14 protein-coding genes are annotated in these 17,050 nt (G+C 38.8%); 10 read left to right on the forward strand and 4 right to left on the reverse strand.

The window, feature by feature from the left end; all coding sequences use genetic code 11:
• The first annotated feature begins 81 nt into the window (after nt 1-81).
• The 3 genes from ACFILO_RS00880 to lpdA are packed head-to-tail and all read left to right on the forward strand — an operon-like array spanning nt 82 to nt 5,763.
• Nucleotides 82-3,081, forward strand: a complete 3,000-nt coding sequence (locus tag ACFILO_RS00880) for a 2-oxoglutarate dehydrogenase E1 component (protein WP_375677709.1) — start codon at nt 82-84, stop codon at nt 3,079-3,081.
• A gap of 32 nt (nt 3,082-3,113) precedes the next feature.
• Nucleotides 3,114-4,325 (forward strand): 2-oxoglutarate dehydrogenase complex dihydrolipoyllysine-residue succinyltransferase, encoded by a 1,212-nt coding sequence (odhB, locus tag ACFILO_RS00885; RefSeq protein ID WP_375632104.1) that lies wholly within the window; start codon nt 3,114-3,116, stop codon nt 4,323-4,325.
• A 31-nt stretch (nt 4,326-4,356) separates the two neighbouring features.
• Nucleotides 4,357-5,763: a dihydrolipoyl dehydrogenase gene (gene lpdA / locus ACFILO_RS00890; RefSeq protein WP_375611323.1), complete on the forward strand. Its 1,407-nt coding sequence runs from the start codon at nt 4,357-4,359 to the stop codon at nt 5,761-5,763.
• Between the two features lie 1,125 nt (nt 5,764-6,888).
• On the opposite strand, the gene ACFILO_RS00895 is transcribed toward lpdA, so the two are convergent.
• Both ACFILO_RS00895 and ACFILO_RS00900 read right to left on the reverse strand, forming a co-directional pair.
• Nucleotides 6,889-8,127, reverse strand: coding sequence for a saccharopine dehydrogenase NADP-binding domain-containing protein (locus ACFILO_RS00895; protein ID WP_375632102.1), 1,239 nt, complete (start codon nt 8,125-8,127; stop codon nt 6,889-6,891).
• Between the two features lie 54 nt (nt 8,128-8,181).
• A complete protein-coding gene (locus tag ACFILO_RS00900) occupies nt 8,182-9,279 on the reverse strand; it encodes a carboxynorspermidine decarboxylase (protein ID WP_375632168.1) in 1,098 nt (365 codons plus the stop codon).
• Between the two features lie 167 nt (nt 9,280-9,446).
• Between ACFILO_RS00900 and ACFILO_RS00905 the strand changes: the two genes are divergently transcribed.
• The 7 genes from ACFILO_RS00905 (at nt 9,447) to mnhG (ending at nt 16,227) form a co-directional block, all read left to right on the forward strand.
• Complete coding sequence (locus ACFILO_RS00905; protein WP_375677710.1) at nt 9,447-9,944, forward strand: BA14K family protein; 498 nt, start codon at nt 9,447-9,449, stop codon at nt 9,942-9,944.
• Between the two features lie 231 nt (nt 9,945-10,175).
• Entirely contained in the window at nt 10,176-13,097 is a 2,922-nt protein-coding gene (locus tag ACFILO_RS00910; protein ID WP_375652367.1) for a monovalent cation/H+ antiporter subunit A, read from the forward strand.
• On the forward strand, nt 13,097-13,438 hold the full coding sequence (locus tag ACFILO_RS00915) for a Na+/H+ antiporter subunit C (RefSeq protein WP_273790150.1): 342 nt from the start codon (nt 13,097-13,099) through the stop codon (nt 13,436-13,438). Before ACFILO_RS00910 ends, ACFILO_RS00915 begins: the two co-directional genes overlap by 1 nt.
• Nucleotides 13,438-15,060: a monovalent cation/H+ antiporter subunit D gene (locus ACFILO_RS00920; protein ID WP_375632099.1), complete on the forward strand. Its 1,623-nt coding sequence runs from the start codon at nt 13,438-13,440 to the stop codon at nt 15,058-15,060. The genes ACFILO_RS00915 and ACFILO_RS00920 overlap by 1 nt, the downstream gene beginning before the upstream one ends.
• Nucleotides 15,057-15,542, forward strand: a complete 486-nt coding sequence (locus tag ACFILO_RS00925) for a Na+/H+ antiporter subunit E (RefSeq protein WP_375611318.1) — start codon at nt 15,057-15,059, stop codon at nt 15,540-15,542. The genes ACFILO_RS00920 and ACFILO_RS00925 overlap by 4 nt, the downstream gene beginning before the upstream one ends.
• Nucleotides 15,539-15,820, forward strand: coding sequence for a K+/H+ antiporter subunit F (locus ACFILO_RS00930; RefSeq protein WP_375632098.1), 282 nt, complete (start codon nt 15,539-15,541; stop codon nt 15,818-15,820). Before ACFILO_RS00925 ends, ACFILO_RS00930 begins: the two co-directional genes overlap by 4 nt.
• The gene (mnhG, locus tag ACFILO_RS00935) at nt 15,817-16,227 is read left to right on the forward strand and encodes a monovalent cation/H(+) antiporter subunit G (protein ID WP_375611317.1); all 411 of its coding nucleotides are present in this window, start codon (nt 15,817-15,819) and stop codon (nt 16,225-16,227) included. Before ACFILO_RS00930 ends, mnhG begins: the two co-directional genes overlap by 4 nt.
• Nucleotides 16,228-16,243: 16 nt before the next feature.
• Here mnhG and ACFILO_RS00940 read toward each other — a convergent pair whose 3' ends face one another.
• Together ACFILO_RS00940 and ACFILO_RS00945 are read right to left on the reverse strand one after the other, a co-directional pair.
• A complete protein-coding gene (locus tag ACFILO_RS00940; protein ID WP_375611316.1) occupies nt 16,244-16,636 on the reverse strand; it encodes an MliC family protein in 393 nt (130 codons plus the stop codon).
• A 17-nt stretch (nt 16,637-16,653) separates the two neighbouring features.
• The gene (locus ACFILO_RS00945; RefSeq protein ID WP_375611315.1) at nt 16,654-17,049 is read right to left on the reverse strand and encodes an MliC family protein; all 396 of its coding nucleotides are present in this window, start codon (nt 17,047-17,049) and stop codon (nt 16,654-16,656) included.
• Nucleotide 17,050: the final 1 nt, after the last annotated feature.

A 17,050-nucleotide genomic window follows, 5' to 3' on the forward strand; every position in this document is an offset into this window, starting at 1 on the left:
GTTCGAATCACTGCTTGTTTGTAAGCATTTAAAGGTCAAAAAGAGATATAAGGAGACGGAATAAATGTTCCGGAGAAGTATATGGCAAGGCAGGACGAAATAAATAGCCTTTTTGCACAGACATCATTTCTTTATGGTGGGAATGCGGATTATATAGATCAACTTTATGCTCAATATGAAAAAGATCCTACCAGTGTTGATTCACAGTGGCGTGCTTTTTTTGAAGGACTTCATGATAATAAAGAAGATGTTCTTAAAAATGCTGAAGGAGCAACATGGCAGCGTGATCATTGGCCATTAAAAGCAGAGGGTGAATTGATTTCTGCTCTTGATGGTGATTGGTCTTCTCTTGAAAAATATTTTGGCGATAAATTAAAGGAAAAAGCAATAACAGGTGCTGCACAAAAGGGAAAAACTTCCAGTGAACAAGATATTATTCGTGCAACACGTGATTCCGTTCATGCAATTATGATGATTCGTGCGTTTCGAGAACGGGGACATCTTCATGCGCAACTTGACCCTCTTCAATTGGCTGAAAAACAAGAAGATTACAAGGAACTTTCTCCAGAAGCTTATGGTTTTACTCCAGCTGATTACGAGCGTCTCATTTTTATTGATAATGTTTTAGGGTTGGAATATGCAACTATTCCGCAAATGCTTGAGATTCTCAATCGTACCTATTGTTCAACAATCGGTGTGGAATATATGCATGTTTCTGATCCGGTTCAGAAAGTATGGCTTCAAGAACGCATTGAAGGGCGAGATAAAAAAAATTCTTTCACACAACAAGACAAGAAAGCTATTCTGAATAAGCTTATTCAGGCAGAGGGATTCGAACAGTTTTTAGACACTAAATATAAAGGTACAAAGCGTTTTGGACTCGATGGTGGTGAGGCGCTGATTCCCGCTCTTGAACAGATTATCAAATGTGGTAGTGCTTTGGGGGTTAGGGAAGTTATTTTAGGAATGGCACATCGTGGTCGTTTAAATGTTCTTTCACAAGTTCTTGCCAAACCGCATAGGGCTATTTTTCATGAATTCAAAGGGGGATCTTACAAGCCTGATGATGTGGAGGGATCCGGTGATGTCAAATATCATTTGGGAACTACCGCTGATCTGGACTTTGATGGTAAAAAAGTTCATTTATCACTGTTGGCGAATCCATCTCATCTTGAGATTGTTGATCCGGTTGTTATGGGAAAAGCACGTGCTAAACAAGATCAACTTATGGGACCTGCGCATACTGATTTACTCCCATTAAGTGAGCGTTCAAAAGTGATGCCATTGCTTATTCATGGTGATGCCGCTTTTGCAGGACAAGGCGTTATCCAAGAAACTTTTGGTCTTTCAGGTCTTAAAGGTTATCGTGTTGCAGGCTCACTTCATGTTATTATCAATAACCAGATTGGTTTTACAACATCTCCACGTTTTTCACGTTCTTCGCCTTATCCATCAGATGTCGCAAAAATGATTGACGCACCAATTTTCCATGTGAATGGTGATGATCCTGAGGCAGTTGTTTTTGTTGCCAAAATAGCAACAGAGTTTCGCCAAATTTTCCATAAACCAGTGGTTATTGATATGTTTTGTTATCGCCGTTATGGGCATAATGAAGGTGATGAACCTTCCTTTACGCAGCCGCTTATGTATAAAGCAATACGTAATCATAAAACAACACTTCAACTTTATAGTGACCGATTGGTAGCAGAAGGAATGGTTACTTCAGAAGAAATTGAGCAACAAAAAAAATTATGGCGCGATAAGCTTGAAGGTGAACTTGAAGCAAGTGCTTCTTATAAACCTAATAAGGCTGATTGGCTTGATGGAAGCTGGACGGGACTCAAAGCTTTTAGTAGTTCTGATGAGCAGCATTCTAGAGCAACCGGTGTTGAATTAAAAACTTTAAAGGAAATTGGTCAGAAAATTGTTGAAATTCCGGCGAATTTTCACGTTCACAAAACCATTCAACGTTTTTTAAATAATCGTGCTAAAATTTTTGAAACCGGTGAGGGTGTTGACTGGGCAACCGCTGAAGCTTTAGCTTTTGGTTCACTTTGTTTGGAAGGTGCACCGGTTCGTCTTTCCGGTGAAGATGTTGAGCGGGGAACTTTTTCACAACGTCATTCCGTTCTTTATGACCAAGAAAATGAGGCGCGTTATATTCCTTTGAATCATTTACAAAAGGGGCAAGCGCTTTATGACGTTGTTAATTCTATGCTTTCTGAAGAAGCTGTTCTTGGTTTTGAATATGGATATTCTCTTGCTGAACCACGAGGATTAACACTTTGGGAAGCACAATTTGGTGATTTCTCTAATGGTGCACAGGTCATTTTTGATCAATTTATTTCATCCGCAGAGCGTAAGTGGCTTCGTATGTCTGGTCTTGTGTGTTTATTGCCTCATGGTTTTGAAGGGCAAGGGCCGGAGCATTCTTCTGCACGTTTAGAACGGTTTCTTCAACTTTGTGCGGAAGATAATATGCAGGTTGCTAATTGTACAACCCCTGCAAATTATTTTCATATTTTGCGTCGACAAATTAAGCGTGATTTCCGGAAGCCATTGATTTTGATGACACCGAAATCACTTTTACGTCATAAGCGAGCTGTTTCTTTTCTCAATGAAATGGGGCCAGAAACAAGTTTTTGTCGTGTGTTGCTTGATGATGCAGAATGTCTCAAAGATTCTGTCATTAAGTTGCAAAAAGATAATAAGATTCGCCGTGTCGTTCTTTGTACTGGTAAGGTTTATTACGACCTTTATGAAGAACGTGAAAAAAGGGGTATTGATGATGTTTACCTCCTTCGTGTTGAACAGCTTTATCCTTTCCCTGCAAAAGTTTTGGTGAATGTATTATCGCGCTTTTTGCAGGCGGAAGTTTTTTGGTGCCAAGAGGAACCAAAAAACATGGGGGCTTGGTCATTTATTGAGCCTTATTTGGAATGGGTTTTGACGCATATTAATGCGCAATATTCACGTGCTCGTTATGCAGGACGTCCTGCGAGTGCGTCACCGGCCTCTGGGTTAATGGTGAAACACCTTGAACAACTGGCTGCGTTTCTTAAAGACGCGTTAGGTTCTTAATTTATTACTACTCTGATGTATGGAAAAATATTATGACTACTGAAATTCGTGTTCCTACTTTGGGCGAATCGGTTACCGAAGCAACGGTTGGCAAATGGTTTAAAAAACTTGGCGAAGCTGTCGCTATGGATGAGCCTTTGGTTGAATTAGAAACTGATAAGGTAACCGTTGAAGTTCCTTCTCCTGTTGCTGGGAAATTATCTGAAATCATTGCAAAAGAAGGCGATACGGTTGAAGTAAATGCTCTTTTAGGAGTGGTGAAAGCTGGAGAAGCTGGTATTTCCCAATCACTTTCACCTTCTGCTACACTTGTTCCAGCGGCTTCATCTGAATCGGAGAAGCCTGCTTTGAGCAGTGCAATGCCTCCTTCTCCTTCAGCAGCAAAATTGATGGCTGAAAATAATGTTGCAAAAAGCGATATTTCAGGTTCTGGAAAACGTGGACAAATTCTTAAAGAAGATGTTCTTGATGGATTAAAACAAAGTACAAATGCTCCTACACCCTCTTCTTCTGCGACGAGTTCTTCGGCACCTCCTGTCCAAGAAACACGTGAAGAGCGGGTTCGTATGACGAAATTGCGTCAAACAATTGCTCGCCGTCTTAAAGATGCACAAAATGTAGCAGCAATGTTAACCACATTTAATGAGGTTGATATGTCAGCGGTGATGGATTTGCGCAAGCGTTATAAGGATCTTTTTGAAAAGAAACATGGTGTTAAGCTTGGTTTTATGGGTTTTTTTACCAAGGCTGTTTGTCATGCATTAAAAGAACTTCCTGCTGTTAATGCAGAGATTGATGGGACAGATATTGTTTACAAAAACTATGTCAATGTTGGAATTGCTGTTGGAACGGATAAAGGGCTTGTTGTTCCAGTGGTGCGAGATGCAGATCAAATGTCATTGGCAGAGATTGAAAAAGAGATTGGTCGTTTGGGGCGTCTTGCGCGTGATGGAAAATTAGCCGTTTCTGATATGCAGGGCGGAACTTTTACCATTACCAATGGTGGTGTGTATGGATCGTTGATGTCAACACCGATTTTGAATGCACCACAATCTGGTATTTTGGGAATGCATGCGATTAAAGAGCGAGCAATGGTTGTTGAGGGTCAAGTTGTGATCCGCCCCATGATGTATTTAGCGCTTTCTTATGATCACCGTATTGTGGATGGGCAAGAAGCTGTGACTTTCCTTGTGCGTGTTAAGGAAAGCTTAGAAGATCCGGAACGCCTTGTTCTTGATTTGTAAAATACAGTTTTCAGGATGAAAGGAGAAACGGATGTCTTATGATGTGGCTGTGATCGGAGCGGGTCCAGGTGGTTATGTAGCAGCAATAAAAGCGGCGCAACTGGGACTTAAAGTAGCAATTATTGAAAAGCGTACAACATTAGGAGGAACATGTCTCAACGTTGGTTGTATTCCTTCTAAAGCGTTGCTGCATGCTTCAGAAGTGTTTTCTGAAACCCAGCATGGTTTTGAAACGCTTGGTATTTCTATTGGTAAATCTAAGCTTAATCTTGAACAAATGATGGTTCATAAGAAAGCTGTGGTGACAGCCAATACGAGTGGTGTTTCTTTTTTGATGAAAAAAAATAAAGTTGATACTTTTTTTGGGACAGCCAAAATTTTGAGTGCGGGTCATGTGGAAGTTGTTGCCAGAGATGGTAATAAACAAACAATTGAGACAAAAAATATTATTATTGCTACCGGTTCAGAGAGTTCAGGCATTCCAGGGGTGAATGTTGAAATTGATGAAAAGACTATTGTTTCTTCTACGGGAGCTCTTTCACTTGAAAAAGTACCAACGCATATGATTGTAGTAGGTGCTGGTGTCATTGGTTCAGAACTTGGATCAGTTTGGAGCCGTTTAGGTGCTAAGGTGACCATTATTGAGTATCTTAATAAAGTTTTGGGCTCAATGGATGGTGAAGTTTCACGGCAATTTCAGAAATTAATGGAAAAACAGGGGATTGAATATAAAACGGGTGCAAAGGTAACAGCTGTTACACAATCTGGCTCAACTGCTCAGGTGAGCTTTGAATCTGTCAAAGGTGGTGAATCTGAAACTTTAGAGGCTGATGTTGTGCTTATTGCTACTGGACGTTCTCCTTATACAGAGGGGCTTGGATTACAAGAGGCTGGTGTTCAGTTAGATGAACGCGGATTTATTGCAATTGATGCTCATTGGCAGACGAATGTTCCAGGAATTTATGCGATTGGTGATGTCGTAAAAGGACCAATGCTAGCACATAAAGCAGAGGAAGAAGGCGTTGCTGTGGCAGAAATTTTGGCAGGTCAAAAAGGGCATGTTAATTTTGATGTTATTCCTAGTGTTGTTTATACACAGCCGGAAATTGCGAGTGTAGGAAGGACAGAAGAAGAGCTAAAAACTGCTGGTATTGAATATAATGTTGGCAAATTTCCTTTTATGGCCAATGGTCGTGCACGTGCAATGCAAAAGAGTGATGGGTTCGTTAAAATCCTTTCTGATAAAAAAACAGATCGGGTATTAGGGGGGCATATTCTTGGATTTGGTGCTGGTGAAATGATCCATGAAATTGCAGTTTTAATGGAATTTGGTGGTTCATCAGAAGATCTGGGACGTTGTTGCCATGCACATCCTACCTTATCAGAAGCCGTGCGTGAGGCAGCTTTGGCAACATTTGCTAAACCACTTCATATTTAAAAAGCTTTTAAAAAGTACATTTTAAAAGGCACATGAGGCAGAAAATATTAGTGAAGCATGCAACAACATTTTAAAACTTTAAAAAAATATAACCAATTGTATTGAAATGTTCCATTTGTTGTATGCTTTTCGATAATTACTGTTTTAGATATCTGTTGTGCAGTTTTGATTGATTATTCTGTTGTGCACTATCGTTTAGAGCGGTGGTGTTTAGTCTATGTAAAGTTTTATATATGGGGTAGTTTTTATACTGTTATAAAATATTTAAGATAGGATTCTGAGCCTATCTGCGTGCTTTGTGTTAAGAAAACATCTCTCAAAGTGCCCAAATCTACTTCGCGAGGGTGTTCGTGAATGGTATAGCTGTAAAAGTTCCTCTTGAAATATATGAAATTCATTCAAACTGTTATAAGACCTATTGTGCACCATCATCTTTATGTTTAGTAAAAGTACACGCTGGCATTATAATACACTTTTTCAGTTCTTAATATTGCTAAAGCTCTTTATTATTTGAGAATTTTCATTCTGTGCTTTTATCATTTTACCTCACACGCTCGTTTTGTTTGTGATGTGCAGACAAAAGATTTTAATTACTTCAATGTGAGAGAGTTTGTGATTAAGAGAATTTTACAGTATTCAGCGTTATGAATCAAGTTGAAAATGATGATTTATTGTTATAAATCAAAGCGTTATATATGAAGAGGGAAGTCAAAAGGAATTCACTCAAAGAAATTGAATTGTTTAATGATTGGTGTAGGTTAAGGATCTTTGTCATTTAAGATGAAGAGGCGAGGAATTGAATATTCTACAAAATACCGCTCTTCTTTAAAAGAGCGGTATTTTTATATCTTTTGTTTATGACACTATCTTTTTGATGATAATGACAAGTTATACAGTGTGATTAAATTAGTTTTTTCTTCTCTGTTTTTCTTGATCATTGCTCGCTATGTCTTAAAAAGATGCTATGTCTCTTCTTTAGGGTTGTTAAGAAATCGCAATGTTGCCAAAATATAACGAATAGCTAAAATTTTTTTGAAAACCATAATTACACGAGAATATTAAGTTTGTTTTCATTGGGCAGTTTTGTGATAACTTAAAAAATCAAGCATATGCTTTCTATAGGTATTAAAATTGTAATTTTTTATCCTCTTGTTGTTCTCTTATAAAAGTGGGAAGCCCCATATGATCAAGATATTTAAGGAAAGGGTGGGGTGGTAATTCTTCCACATTGACCATAGTTTTAACATCCCATTCACCTGTGGCAATAAGAAGAGCTGTTGCCGCTGCTGGTACGCCAGCCGTATAGGAAATGCCTTGTGCCCCAGTTTCATGAAAAGCTTGTTTGTGATCGGCTATATTATAGATAAAAATTTCTCGCAGGTGTCCATCTTTTTCGCCTTTAATAAGATCTCCAATACAGGTTTTTCCTGTGTAGTCTGGGGCGAGAGAAGAAGGGTCGGGTAAGACGGCCTTTACGACTTTCAAGGGCACGACTTCTTGTCCTTCTGCTGTCTTAATGGGCTGTTCAGATAAGAGACCAAGATTTTTTAGAACCGTAAAAACAGTGATATAACGATCACCAAATCCCATCCAGAAACGGACATTCTCTACATCAAGATTTTTGGAAAGTGAATGAATTTCATCATGTCCTGTCATATAGGCTTTTTGTTTTCCCACAACGGGAAGATCCCATTCATGGCTGATTTCAAACATTTTATTGGAAGTCCATTTTTTATTTTGCCATGACCATACTTGTCCTGTAAATTCACGGAAGTTAATTTCTGGATCAAAATTTGTAGCAAACCAACGTCCATGATTTCCGGCATTAATATCAATAATATCAATATCTGTGATTTTATCAAAATAATCATCGCGCGCTAATGCTGCATAAGCATTCACTACACCTGGGTCAAAACCTGCTCCTAAAATAGCGGTTATACCAGCTTTTTCACATTCTTGACGTCGAGGCCATTCATAATTGCCATACCAAGGAGGTGTTTCACAAATTTTCAATGGGTCTTCATGAATTGCGGTATCGATATAAGCGCATTTGGTTTCAATACAAGCTGAAAGAACAGACATATTAAGAAAGGCAGAACCAACATTAATGACAATTTCGCATTTGGTCTTTTGGATGAGCTTTATAGTTTCTTCTACATTCATGGCATTGAGCGAATGGCTTTTGAGAACACTTTGCTCTTTCATTGTGTTTTTTTCTTTAATAGAAGCAATGATGGCTTCACATTTTTTGAGTGTTCGTGACGCAATATGAATTTCACCAAGAATATCATTGTTTTGAGCACATTTGTGTGCAACAACTTGTGCAACACCTCCAGCACCAATAATGAGAACATTTTTTTTCATTGTAGGTCCATCTCCTTTTTAATACTGTTGTATGACGTTTTTTATGGTTTATCTTTATGAAAGGCTTTCCTGATAGTCGTTATAGCTGAATTGGCGTTGAAGTGTTAATGTACCATCGCACTCTTTGAGAACAATAGCAGGCATTGTAACGCCATTAAACCAGTTTTTCTTGACCATTGTATAACCTGCTGCATCTTGAAAAGACAGTCTATCGCCTATTTTAAGAGGTTTTTGAAATTGAAATGTTCCAAAAATATCGCCGGCAAGACAAGATTTTCCACAAATCATAATTTCGTGTGGTCCTTGATTAGGTTCTAATTTAGCATTTTCACGATAAATGAGAAGATCAAGCATATGTGCTTCAATTGAGCTATCAACGATGGCTAGATTCTTTTCATTATACAATGTGTCAAGAACACTGACTTCTAATGTGGTGCTTTTGGTAATAGCAGCTTCTCCTGGTTCTAGAAAAAGAGTGACACCATGAGTTTTAGAAAATTGTTTTAAGCGTTTTGCGAAAGCTTCTAGAGGATAATTTTCAGCCGTAAAATGGATTCCACCGCCAAGGCTTATCCAGTCAACAGCAGAAAAAAGTTCTGCAAATTTTTCTTCCATATACCCAAGCATTTGGTTAAAAAGATTAAAGTCAGCATTTTCACAATTGTTATGGATCATCAATCCGTTGATAAGTGGCAGAATTTCTTTGATAGCGCTTTGGTTTGTTTCTCCTAAGCGGCTAAAAGGGCGTGAGGGGTTGGCAAGATCAAAATTTGATGCGCTCATTCCTGGGTTTAACCTTAAACCTCTTTGAATGGTTTTTGTTGCATCAGAAAAGCGTTGAAGCTGTTGGATGGAATTAAAGATGATTTTATCTGCATAACCACAGGCTTCATCAATTTCATCATCTGCCCAAGCCACTGAATAAGCATGGGTTTCTTTGCCAAATTTTTCTCTTCCTAAACGTAGTTCATAAAGGGATGATGATGTGGTTCCATCCATGAACTCAGACATTAAATCAAAAACACTCCATGTGGCAAAACATTTTAAAGCAAGTAAAATTTTAGCTCCGGACATTTCCCGTAAATGAGAAATTGTTTGCATGTTTTTGATGAGTTTCGATTTGTCTATAAGATAATAGGGGGTTTTTATCATCATTTATTCATTCTTTTTTGAAGGATCTTATTGCCAAGATCAACGTTTAGTACAAAGAGTAACAGAATGTCTCAAGAAAAAAGAATCTTAAGAAAAGAATCTGTTTCTGTCTAGCAAGAGAAAGGCTTTCTGTAATTACTGTTGTTTATTATGTTGAGTTTTTTGTTATGAGTATGAAAAAAAAATTATATTATGCTTTAGCTTTTGTATTTGTTAGCAGTTTTTTCATCATAACAACCACTCTTGTTAATTGGGGGCAAAATAGAAGTGACGCTAAAGCCAAACTGGTTACTCAGACTTCTGTCCAAGATAGTTCGGTGCCTCTGATTTTTACGGGGCGTAGAGAACTTAATGGTTTCAAAGGTTATCGTCATTATCGGCGTGGTTATCGTAAATACAGTGATAATTGGTGGTATCCTGAAGTGGCATTTGTTACATCACCGCACTTAAGCACAAAAGGCGCATCATTAAAAGTTGTACCAGATGCTAAAAAAGTGTTTTTAACGTCTTCTTCGGAAAAATTAGAAAAAAAAGAGCCATGGATGCTTAAACAACATATTGAATCTTGCCGTGTGCGTTATCGCTCTTATAATAAAAATGATAATAGTTTTCAGCCTTTTCATGGGGGGCGTAGGCAGTGTTTATCACGCTTTTTTAAAGGATAGAAATTAAATAAAATTTTAATTGCTTCTTGTCGTGAGCGTTATTGTTCTTACAATAAAGAGAAGACTTGTGTGGTGCGCAGTATTTTCATGCAAGCATTGTTTTTTTTAAAAAAATTTAAATGCTTTTAAGTTTTATTAAATCTTATTATCATTAAGTGTGGAATGGGGGGTGAGAATATAAGTTTTTGTTTTGTCGATGACAAAATATTAAGGTAAAATGGAGTTTAAAGAATGACAACACGGGAAGCAATGTTGGTATTGCTCGTTTTGCTTCCCTTTGGTGGAAGTGCTGTCATTGGCTTTTTTCGTTCGACAGCAAAAAATAATGAAGCGTGGTTTGCTGGGGTTGTCGCACTTTTCTGTCTTATTTTTACAATAATGCTTTATCCGGAAGTTCGCGGAAACCACATAGTGCGTTTAGATATTTCTTGGCTTCCAGAATGGGGAAGCGATTTGATTCTCCGCATAGATGGTTTGTCATGGCTTTTTTGCTTGCTTATTACAGGGATTGGGCTGCTTGTTGTCATTTATTCACGTTATTACATAGATCCAGCGGATTCTGTACCGCGTTTTTTTTCCTTTTTTTTGGCCTTTATGGGATCAATGATAGGAATAGTTTTATCAGGTAATCTCGTCTTTTTGGTTGTTTTCTGGGAACTTACCAGTATTTTTTCTTTTTTGCTGATCGGCTATTGGTACCATAATGCAAGTGCGCGTGAGGGTGCGCGTATGGCTCTAACGATCACAGGTTTTGGCGGCTTTGCTCTTTTTATTGGAGTTTTATTGATTGGGTATACTGTTGGCAGTTTTGATTTGGATAAGGTGCTACAGTCTGGAGATATGATCCGGTCAAGTTCTCTTTATAGTCCTATCCTTATTTGTATTTTATTGGGAGGGTTAACAAAAAGCGCGCAATTTCCCTTTCATTTTTGGCTACCTAACGCGATGGCTGCTCCAACTCCCGTATCGGCTTATTTGCATTCGGCAACAATGGTAAAAGCGGGATTGTTTTTGCTTGTTCGTTTATGGCCTGTGCTCTCTGGAACAGAATCTTGGTTTTGGCTGGTTGGCTTTTCAGGACTCTCAACTCTTCTTCTAGGTGCCTATTTTTCCATGTTTCAGCAAGACTTGAAAGGACTACTTGCTTACTCGACTATTAGTCATCTTGGATTAATTACAACACTTTTAAGTCTTGGTAGTCCACTTGCTTGTGTTGCGGCGATCTTTCATATGGCCAATCATGCTACTTTTAAAGCTTCTTTATTTATGGCTGCTGGCATTATTGATCACGAGACGGGAACACGTGATATGCGTAAACTGTCAGGGCTTTATCGTTCTATGCCTATCACAGCAACTCTTGCTTTAGTTGCGAGTGCAGCGATGGCTGGGGTTCCTTTGTTGAATGGTTTTTTATCGAAAGAGATGTTTTTTGCTGAAGCTGTTGAAACGCATATGGAATCATGGCTCGATTGGATTGCGCCTTATGTGGCAACGCTAGCTAGTCTGTTTAGTGTGACCTATTCTATACGCTTTATTCATGGCGTTTTTTTAGGACCAAAGCCTGACAATTTACCCAAGACTCCCCATGAACCACCGCATTTCATGCGTTTACCAATGGAGCTTTTGGTGTTTATTTGTTTAGCGGTTGGTATTTTTCCTAATTTAACAATAGGACCTATTTTAGATAATGCGGTCGTGTCTGTTTTAGGACCAATGACAATTCCTTATAGTTTGGCTGTTTGGCATGGGTTTAACACTCCATTAGTGATGAGCTTTGTTGCATTATTAGGGGGCGGATTGCTCTATGCTGTTGGGCATCGTTATTTTTTATCCTGTGATGATGGGGCTCCTTTTTTCCGTCACTTAAAAGGACCGCGTATTTTTGAACGCATTCTCGTAATTATTTCTTGGAAATGGGCCCGTGCGGTGGAGTCTGCTTTGTCAACACGCCGTTTGCAGATCCAATTGCATTGGATTTTTTGGGTCTGTTTTGCCTTTGTTGGTCTTTTACTTTGGTGCGATGGTTTCATTCCAGTGGGGACATTACCGCTTTTTCCACTTGATATTCCTTTTCTCGCTCTTTGGCTGGTTGGCGGATTATGTGCGCTTTTAGTTGCTTGGCGAGCAAAGTTTCATCGTCTTGCTTCACTTATGCTTTTAGGGGGAGCTGGTTTGATGACTTGTGCAACCTTTTTATGGCTTTCTGCTCCTGATTTAGCAATAACACAATTGGTTGTTGAGGTTGTTACAGTCGTTTTATTATTGCTTGGTTTACGGTGGTTGCCTAAACGTTTGCATGACCCTGGGCCAGCTGCTGTTCATTTTTGGGTTCGCTTGCGTCGTTTCCGTGATTTCATCATATCCTTTGTAGGAGGTGCTGGTGTAGCATGGCTTTCTTTTGCAGTGATGACACGTCCCCAAGGTACAACGATTTCTGATTTTTTTCTAACGCATGCTTACTCAGATGCTGGTGGTCGCAATGTTGTGAATGTGTTATTGGTTGATTTCCGTGGTTTTGATACCATGGGAGAAATTGTGGTTTTGGGTGTTGTTTCCCTTACTGTTTTTGCACTCTTACGACGTTTTCGTCCTGCGCCTGAGAGTATTGATGCGCCTTTTCAACAACGTATCCAGAAAGCCTTTGATATAGCACAGCCTAATCGAAATGTGGGAGATACAGTATTGAATTATTTAGCTGTTCCTGCTGTTATTATGGGTTGGCTCTTTCCAATTATTATCGCTTTTGCTATTTATTTATTAATGCGAGGGCATGATCTGCCAGGAGGTGGATTTGTCGGTGGTATTACTTTGGCTATAGGATTTATTTTACAATATCTTGCACGCGATATTCGGTGGGTGGAAACGCATTTGAGAGTTTTACCTTTGCGTTGGATAGGCTTTGGTTTATTATTGTCAGTCGTAACGGGGATGGGCTCTTGGTTTTTTGGATATCCTTTTTTAACATCCTTTTTTCGATATATTCATCTTCCGTTAATTGGGAAAGTTCCCATGGCATCTGCTTTTTTGTTTGATTTTGGTGTGCTTTCTCTTGTGTTAGGAGCAACTGTTCTCATTTTAATTGCACTTGCACACCAGTCAATTCGGAGTTACCGAATCGGTAAGAAACCTATTTTAAAAGAGAAGGAAAATTAATGGAAATTGTTCTTTCTTTGGGTATCGGTGTTTTTGTCGGATCAGGTATTTGGCTTGTTTTGCGTCCACGTACTTTTCAAGTCATTCTTGGTTTGTCCTTGATCTCCTATGGTGTTAATCTTTTTATATTTTCAATGAGTAGACCGCGTAGTAATGCTGCTCCAATTGTTGATCCTACCACTGTTATTAATCCAGCTAATTATGTCGATCCTCTTCCACAAGCCTTGGTTTTAACTGCGATTGTGATTGGTTTTGCAACAACAGCTTTATTTTTAGTTATCTTGTTGGTTTCACGTGGTTTAACGGGTTCTGATCACGTTGATGGACGTGAGGTGCAATAATGGAAATAGGAGTGCATCATCTCCTTATTTTGCCTATTCTTTTGCCGTTAATCACTGGAGCACTTCTTCTTTTTTATGATGAACGTCGTGCAAGACTTAAATCATTCATCAGTCTTTCTTCTGCGGGACTGTTGGTCGTTACTGCCATTTTATTGATTATACGTACTCTTGAAATAGCACCGGCTTGCGATGTTTATCGACTTGGTAATTGGCCGTCTTCTTTTGGAATTGTTTTAGTCCTTGATCGCTTAAGCGCTATGATGCTTTTACTTTCCAGCTTGTTGGTGACTAGCGTGTTGGTTTTTGCGCGGGCTCATTGGTACAAAGCTGGTTCTCATTTTCAGTCACTAATGCAATTTTTTATGGTGGGGATAAATGGTGCTTTTTTGACTGGCGATTTATTTAATTTATTTGTGTTTTTTGAAGTTATGTTAACGGCTTCCTATGGGCTTGCTTTGCATGGTTCTGGTCAGACACGCGTGCGTGCAGGGTTGCATTATGTTGTGGTTAATCTTGTTGCTTCATTATTTTTTTTAGTTGGTATAGCGCTCATTTATGGAGTCGTTGGTACTCTTAATATGGCCGATTTGGCTGTTAAAATAAAATATATATCTTCTACAGATATTGTTTTGTTCGAAATAGGTGTTGCACTTTTAGGTATTGCTTTTTTGCTTAAAGCGGGTATGTGGCCGCTTAATTTTTGGTTGGTGCCAACTTACAGTGCAGCAGCAGCGCCTGTTGGAGCTTCTTTTGCACTTTTGAGCAAGGTTGGTATTTATATTATTTTACGTTTAACGTTGCTATGGTTTGGTTCTGAAAGTGAATATTTTAACCATTTTGGTCATACGGTTTTGTTTTATGGTGGGCTTGCCACTATGATTATTGGTTTTATTGGAGTATTGGCGAGCCAAGTTTTGGTGCGTTTGGCAGCTTATAGCGTTCTTGTCTCTTCTGGCACATTGTTGGCTGCGATCGGGATAGGCAATGCAGCACTGACAGCAGGCGCACTTTTTTATATTGTTTCTTCAACTTTAGCACTGGGAGCTTTTTTTCTTTTGGTAGAGTTGGTAGAACGCTGTCAAGATGTGGCTGCTAATGTTCTTGCTGTCACAATGGAGGTGTATGGTGACGATGAAGAGGAGGAAGAAGATGAAGTTGGCATCTATTTTCCAGTAACCTTGGCAATTCTTGGAGCTTGTTTTGGTATCTGTGCCATTTTGATTATTGGATTGCCGCCTTTTTCTGGTTTTGTTGCTAAATTTATGATGTTCATGGCAATTTTAAACCACAGTAGAGAGGATTTTTCTACTTCTCTTCCGGTTTACCAAGATTGGCTTTTTGTAGTTTTTGTCACTCTCTCTGGTTTTGCGGCTTTGATTGCATTGACACGAACGGGTATCCGAACTTTTTGGGTTTCTCTTGAAGGGCGTATTCCTCGTGTGCAAGTGATAGAATTTGCGCCTATTGCCGTTCTCCTTGCTTTGTGTTTTCTTATAACAATTGTAGCCAGTCCTGTTAGTCATTATATGTCTGAAACTGCTAAGACTTTGTATGAACCTCAAAACTATATTGGGAGCGTTTTAACGGATTTTTCTCTCGAAAATAGGGAGATAAGTAAATGAATTGTTTTTGTCCTTCCCCTTTTTTCAGTGGTGTCATTGTCCTTATGTGGCTTATTTTAAATGGTTTTAGTTTAGGGCAATTGCTTTTAGGGATTTTAACCGCTTTGTTTTGTGGTTGGATGATACGGCTTCTGGAGCCGGAGAAGGTTGTTATTAAAAGCTGGAGTGCGGTTTTTCGTCTCGTTTTTCGAGTATTTATAGATTCTATATTCTCAAATGTTTCGGTGGCTTGGTTTGTTTTAACAAAAAGGTCTCGAGTGCAGAAATCTGGTTTTATTGTAGTACCTCTTCTGCTTCATAATCGCACTGCTTTGGCTATTTTAGCATGCATCCTTTCGGCAACCCCTGGAACTGCTTGGGTTGCCTATAATAGTAAAAAGGGTGAACTTTTGCTTCATGTCTTAAATTTAAAAAATGGATATGATTACAAACAGTTGATCAAACAACGGTATGAGCAATTGCTTTTGGAGATTTTTTTATGAGTATGGTGATTCTTTATTGGGGGCTTTTCTTTTCACAGTTTTTTTTAAGTTTAGCGGTGACTTTCGCGCTGTTTCGGTTGATTCGTGGTCCACGGGCGCAGGATAGAATTGTTGGTTTAGATGCCCTTTATATAACCACTATTCTTTTGTTTCTTACATTCGATATTCGTTCAGGAACAACCACTTATTTTGTCGCAGCTCTCATTATTGGATTGTTGGGATCTGTCTCAAGCATCGCTTTGGCGAAATTTCTTATGCGGGGGGAGATTATTGAATGAAAGATGATATATCGCTTGTGGTTGCTATTGCTATCACAGTTTTCTTAATATTAGGGTCTGGATTGACATTGATCGCAACGATAGGTTTGGTGCGTTTTTCCAATTTTTATAAGCGTTTGCATATGCTTTCAGTATGTACGAGTTGGGGCGTTGGTAGTATTCTTATTTCTTCATTTCTTTATTCAATATTTGTGGACCATTATTTTGTTTTTCATGAAGTGTTGCTGATGTTTTTTTTGTTTTTAACAGCACCGGTAGCTTCTATGTTGCTTTCACATACAGCAGCTTATCGACATCATTCAGAAAAACAATCAGAAAAACCGCTGGCTCTTTTATTACACCAAACGGAGGAAAAGCTACCCACATCAGAAGGAACATCACGAGATGAGAGCCAGCGCGGTTCTTGAAATGTAAGAATCTTCCTTATTCTGTGCTTTTTTCTTCTACACAGTGGATGGGCTTTTCTTCTTTTGGATCATTAATAAGATCGTAGAATATGGCTTCATTTTTAGTTATCCACCAAATGTATTGTCCACCCACATATTTTCCTCCAGAAGCGGCAATTACATTAGAACCAACGATGCGCTTACCGTTCCATTTTAAATCAACAAGCGCAATATTGCCAGCATTATAATAAGTTGCTTCAACATACTCTTTGCTTGTTCCCATATCGCATTGATAGGAGACGGTCTCTGTTGTTGGTTCTGGATCATCTGGTACTTCAATGACTAAAGAACTTGCTAATGCATTAATTGAACCGAGGAGGAGCACACTTAAAGTAATGAAAAATTGTTTAGTAAAAGAAATTTTTTTCATAATATTTCCCGTGTTATTTAAAATAATAATGTTGACTCATCTTTACAGAGGATAGGTTTTTTTTCTTCTGGATCCTGAGCAAGGTCATAAAGCGTGACTTCTTTGTTCTTTTCCCACCAGATGTACTGAGCTCCTGCAAATTTTGCTCCTGTTGCCGCGATGACATTAGCAGCAATGACACGATCACCGTTCCATTTGAAATCAACCAACGAAATATTATCAGCATTAAGATAGACTGCCTCAATGCGCTCTTTACCTGCTCCAGTTTCACACTGATAGGTAATGGTCTCTGTTTTGGGCTCTGGATTGTCTGGTACTTCAATGATTAAAGAACCAGCTAAGCTATTGTTTGAGCTGAAGAGTGATAAACTTAAAGCGGTGAAAAATCCTAAAATGTGCAAAGTTTTTTTCATG

Origin of the sequence: Bartonella sp. AP72JLCBS (genome assembly GCF_042195705.1) — a bacterium.
In the GTDB taxonomy this organism is placed as follows: Bacteria; Pseudomonadota; Alphaproteobacteria; order Rhizobiales; family Rhizobiaceae; genus Bartonella.

What these genes read in the sequence shown, in the direction of transcription:
- lpdA (WP_375611323.1), top strand. Translation starts at nt 4,357, where the DNA reads ATGTCTTATGATGTGGCTGTGATCGGAGCGGGTCCAGGTGGTTATGTA.
- ACFILO_RS00940 (WP_375611316.1), bottom strand. Translation starts at nt 16,636, where the DNA reads ATGAAAAAAATTTCTTTTACTAAACAATTTTTCATTACTTTAAGTGTG.
- ACFILO_RS00910 (WP_375652367.1), top strand. Translation starts at nt 10,176, where the DNA reads ATGACAACACGGGAAGCAATGTTGGTATTGCTCGTTTTGCTTCCCTTT.
- ACFILO_RS00900 (WP_375632168.1), bottom strand. Translation starts at nt 9,279, where the DNA reads ATGATAAAAACCCCCTATTATCTTATAGACAAATCGAAACTCATCAAA.
- ACFILO_RS00925 (WP_375611318.1), top strand. Translation starts at nt 15,057, where the DNA reads ATGAATTGTTTTTGTCCTTCCCCTTTTTTCAGTGGTGTCATTGTCCTT.
- ACFILO_RS00895 (WP_375632102.1), bottom strand. Translation starts at nt 8,127, where the DNA reads ATGAAAAAAAATGTTCTCATTATTGGTGCTGGAGGTGTTGCACAAGTT.
- ACFILO_RS00930 (WP_375632098.1), top strand. Translation starts at nt 15,539, where the DNA reads ATGAGTATGGTGATTCTTTATTGGGGGCTTTTCTTTTCACAGTTTTTT.
- odhB (WP_375632104.1), top strand. Translation starts at nt 3,114, where the DNA reads ATGACTACTGAAATTCGTGTTCCTACTTTGGGCGAATCGGTTACCGAA.
- ACFILO_RS00915 (WP_273790150.1), top strand. Translation starts at nt 13,097, where the DNA reads ATGGAAATTGTTCTTTCTTTGGGTATCGGTGTTTTTGTCGGATCAGGT.
- ACFILO_RS00945 (WP_375611315.1), bottom strand. Translation starts at nt 17,049, where the DNA reads ATGAAAAAAACTTTGCACATTTTAGGATTTTTCACCGCTTTAAGTTTA.
- ACFILO_RS00920 (WP_375632099.1), top strand. Translation starts at nt 13,438, where the DNA reads ATGGAAATAGGAGTGCATCATCTCCTTATTTTGCCTATTCTTTTGCCG.
- ACFILO_RS00880 (WP_375677709.1), top strand. Translation starts at nt 82, where the DNA reads ATGGCAAGGCAGGACGAAATAAATAGCCTTTTTGCACAGACATCATTT.
- ACFILO_RS00905 (WP_375677710.1), top strand. Translation starts at nt 9,447, where the DNA reads ATGAGTATGAAAAAAAAATTATATTATGCTTTAGCTTTTGTATTTGTT.
- mnhG (WP_375611317.1), top strand. Translation starts at nt 15,817, where the DNA reads ATGAAAGATGATATATCGCTTGTGGTTGCTATTGCTATCACAGTTTTC.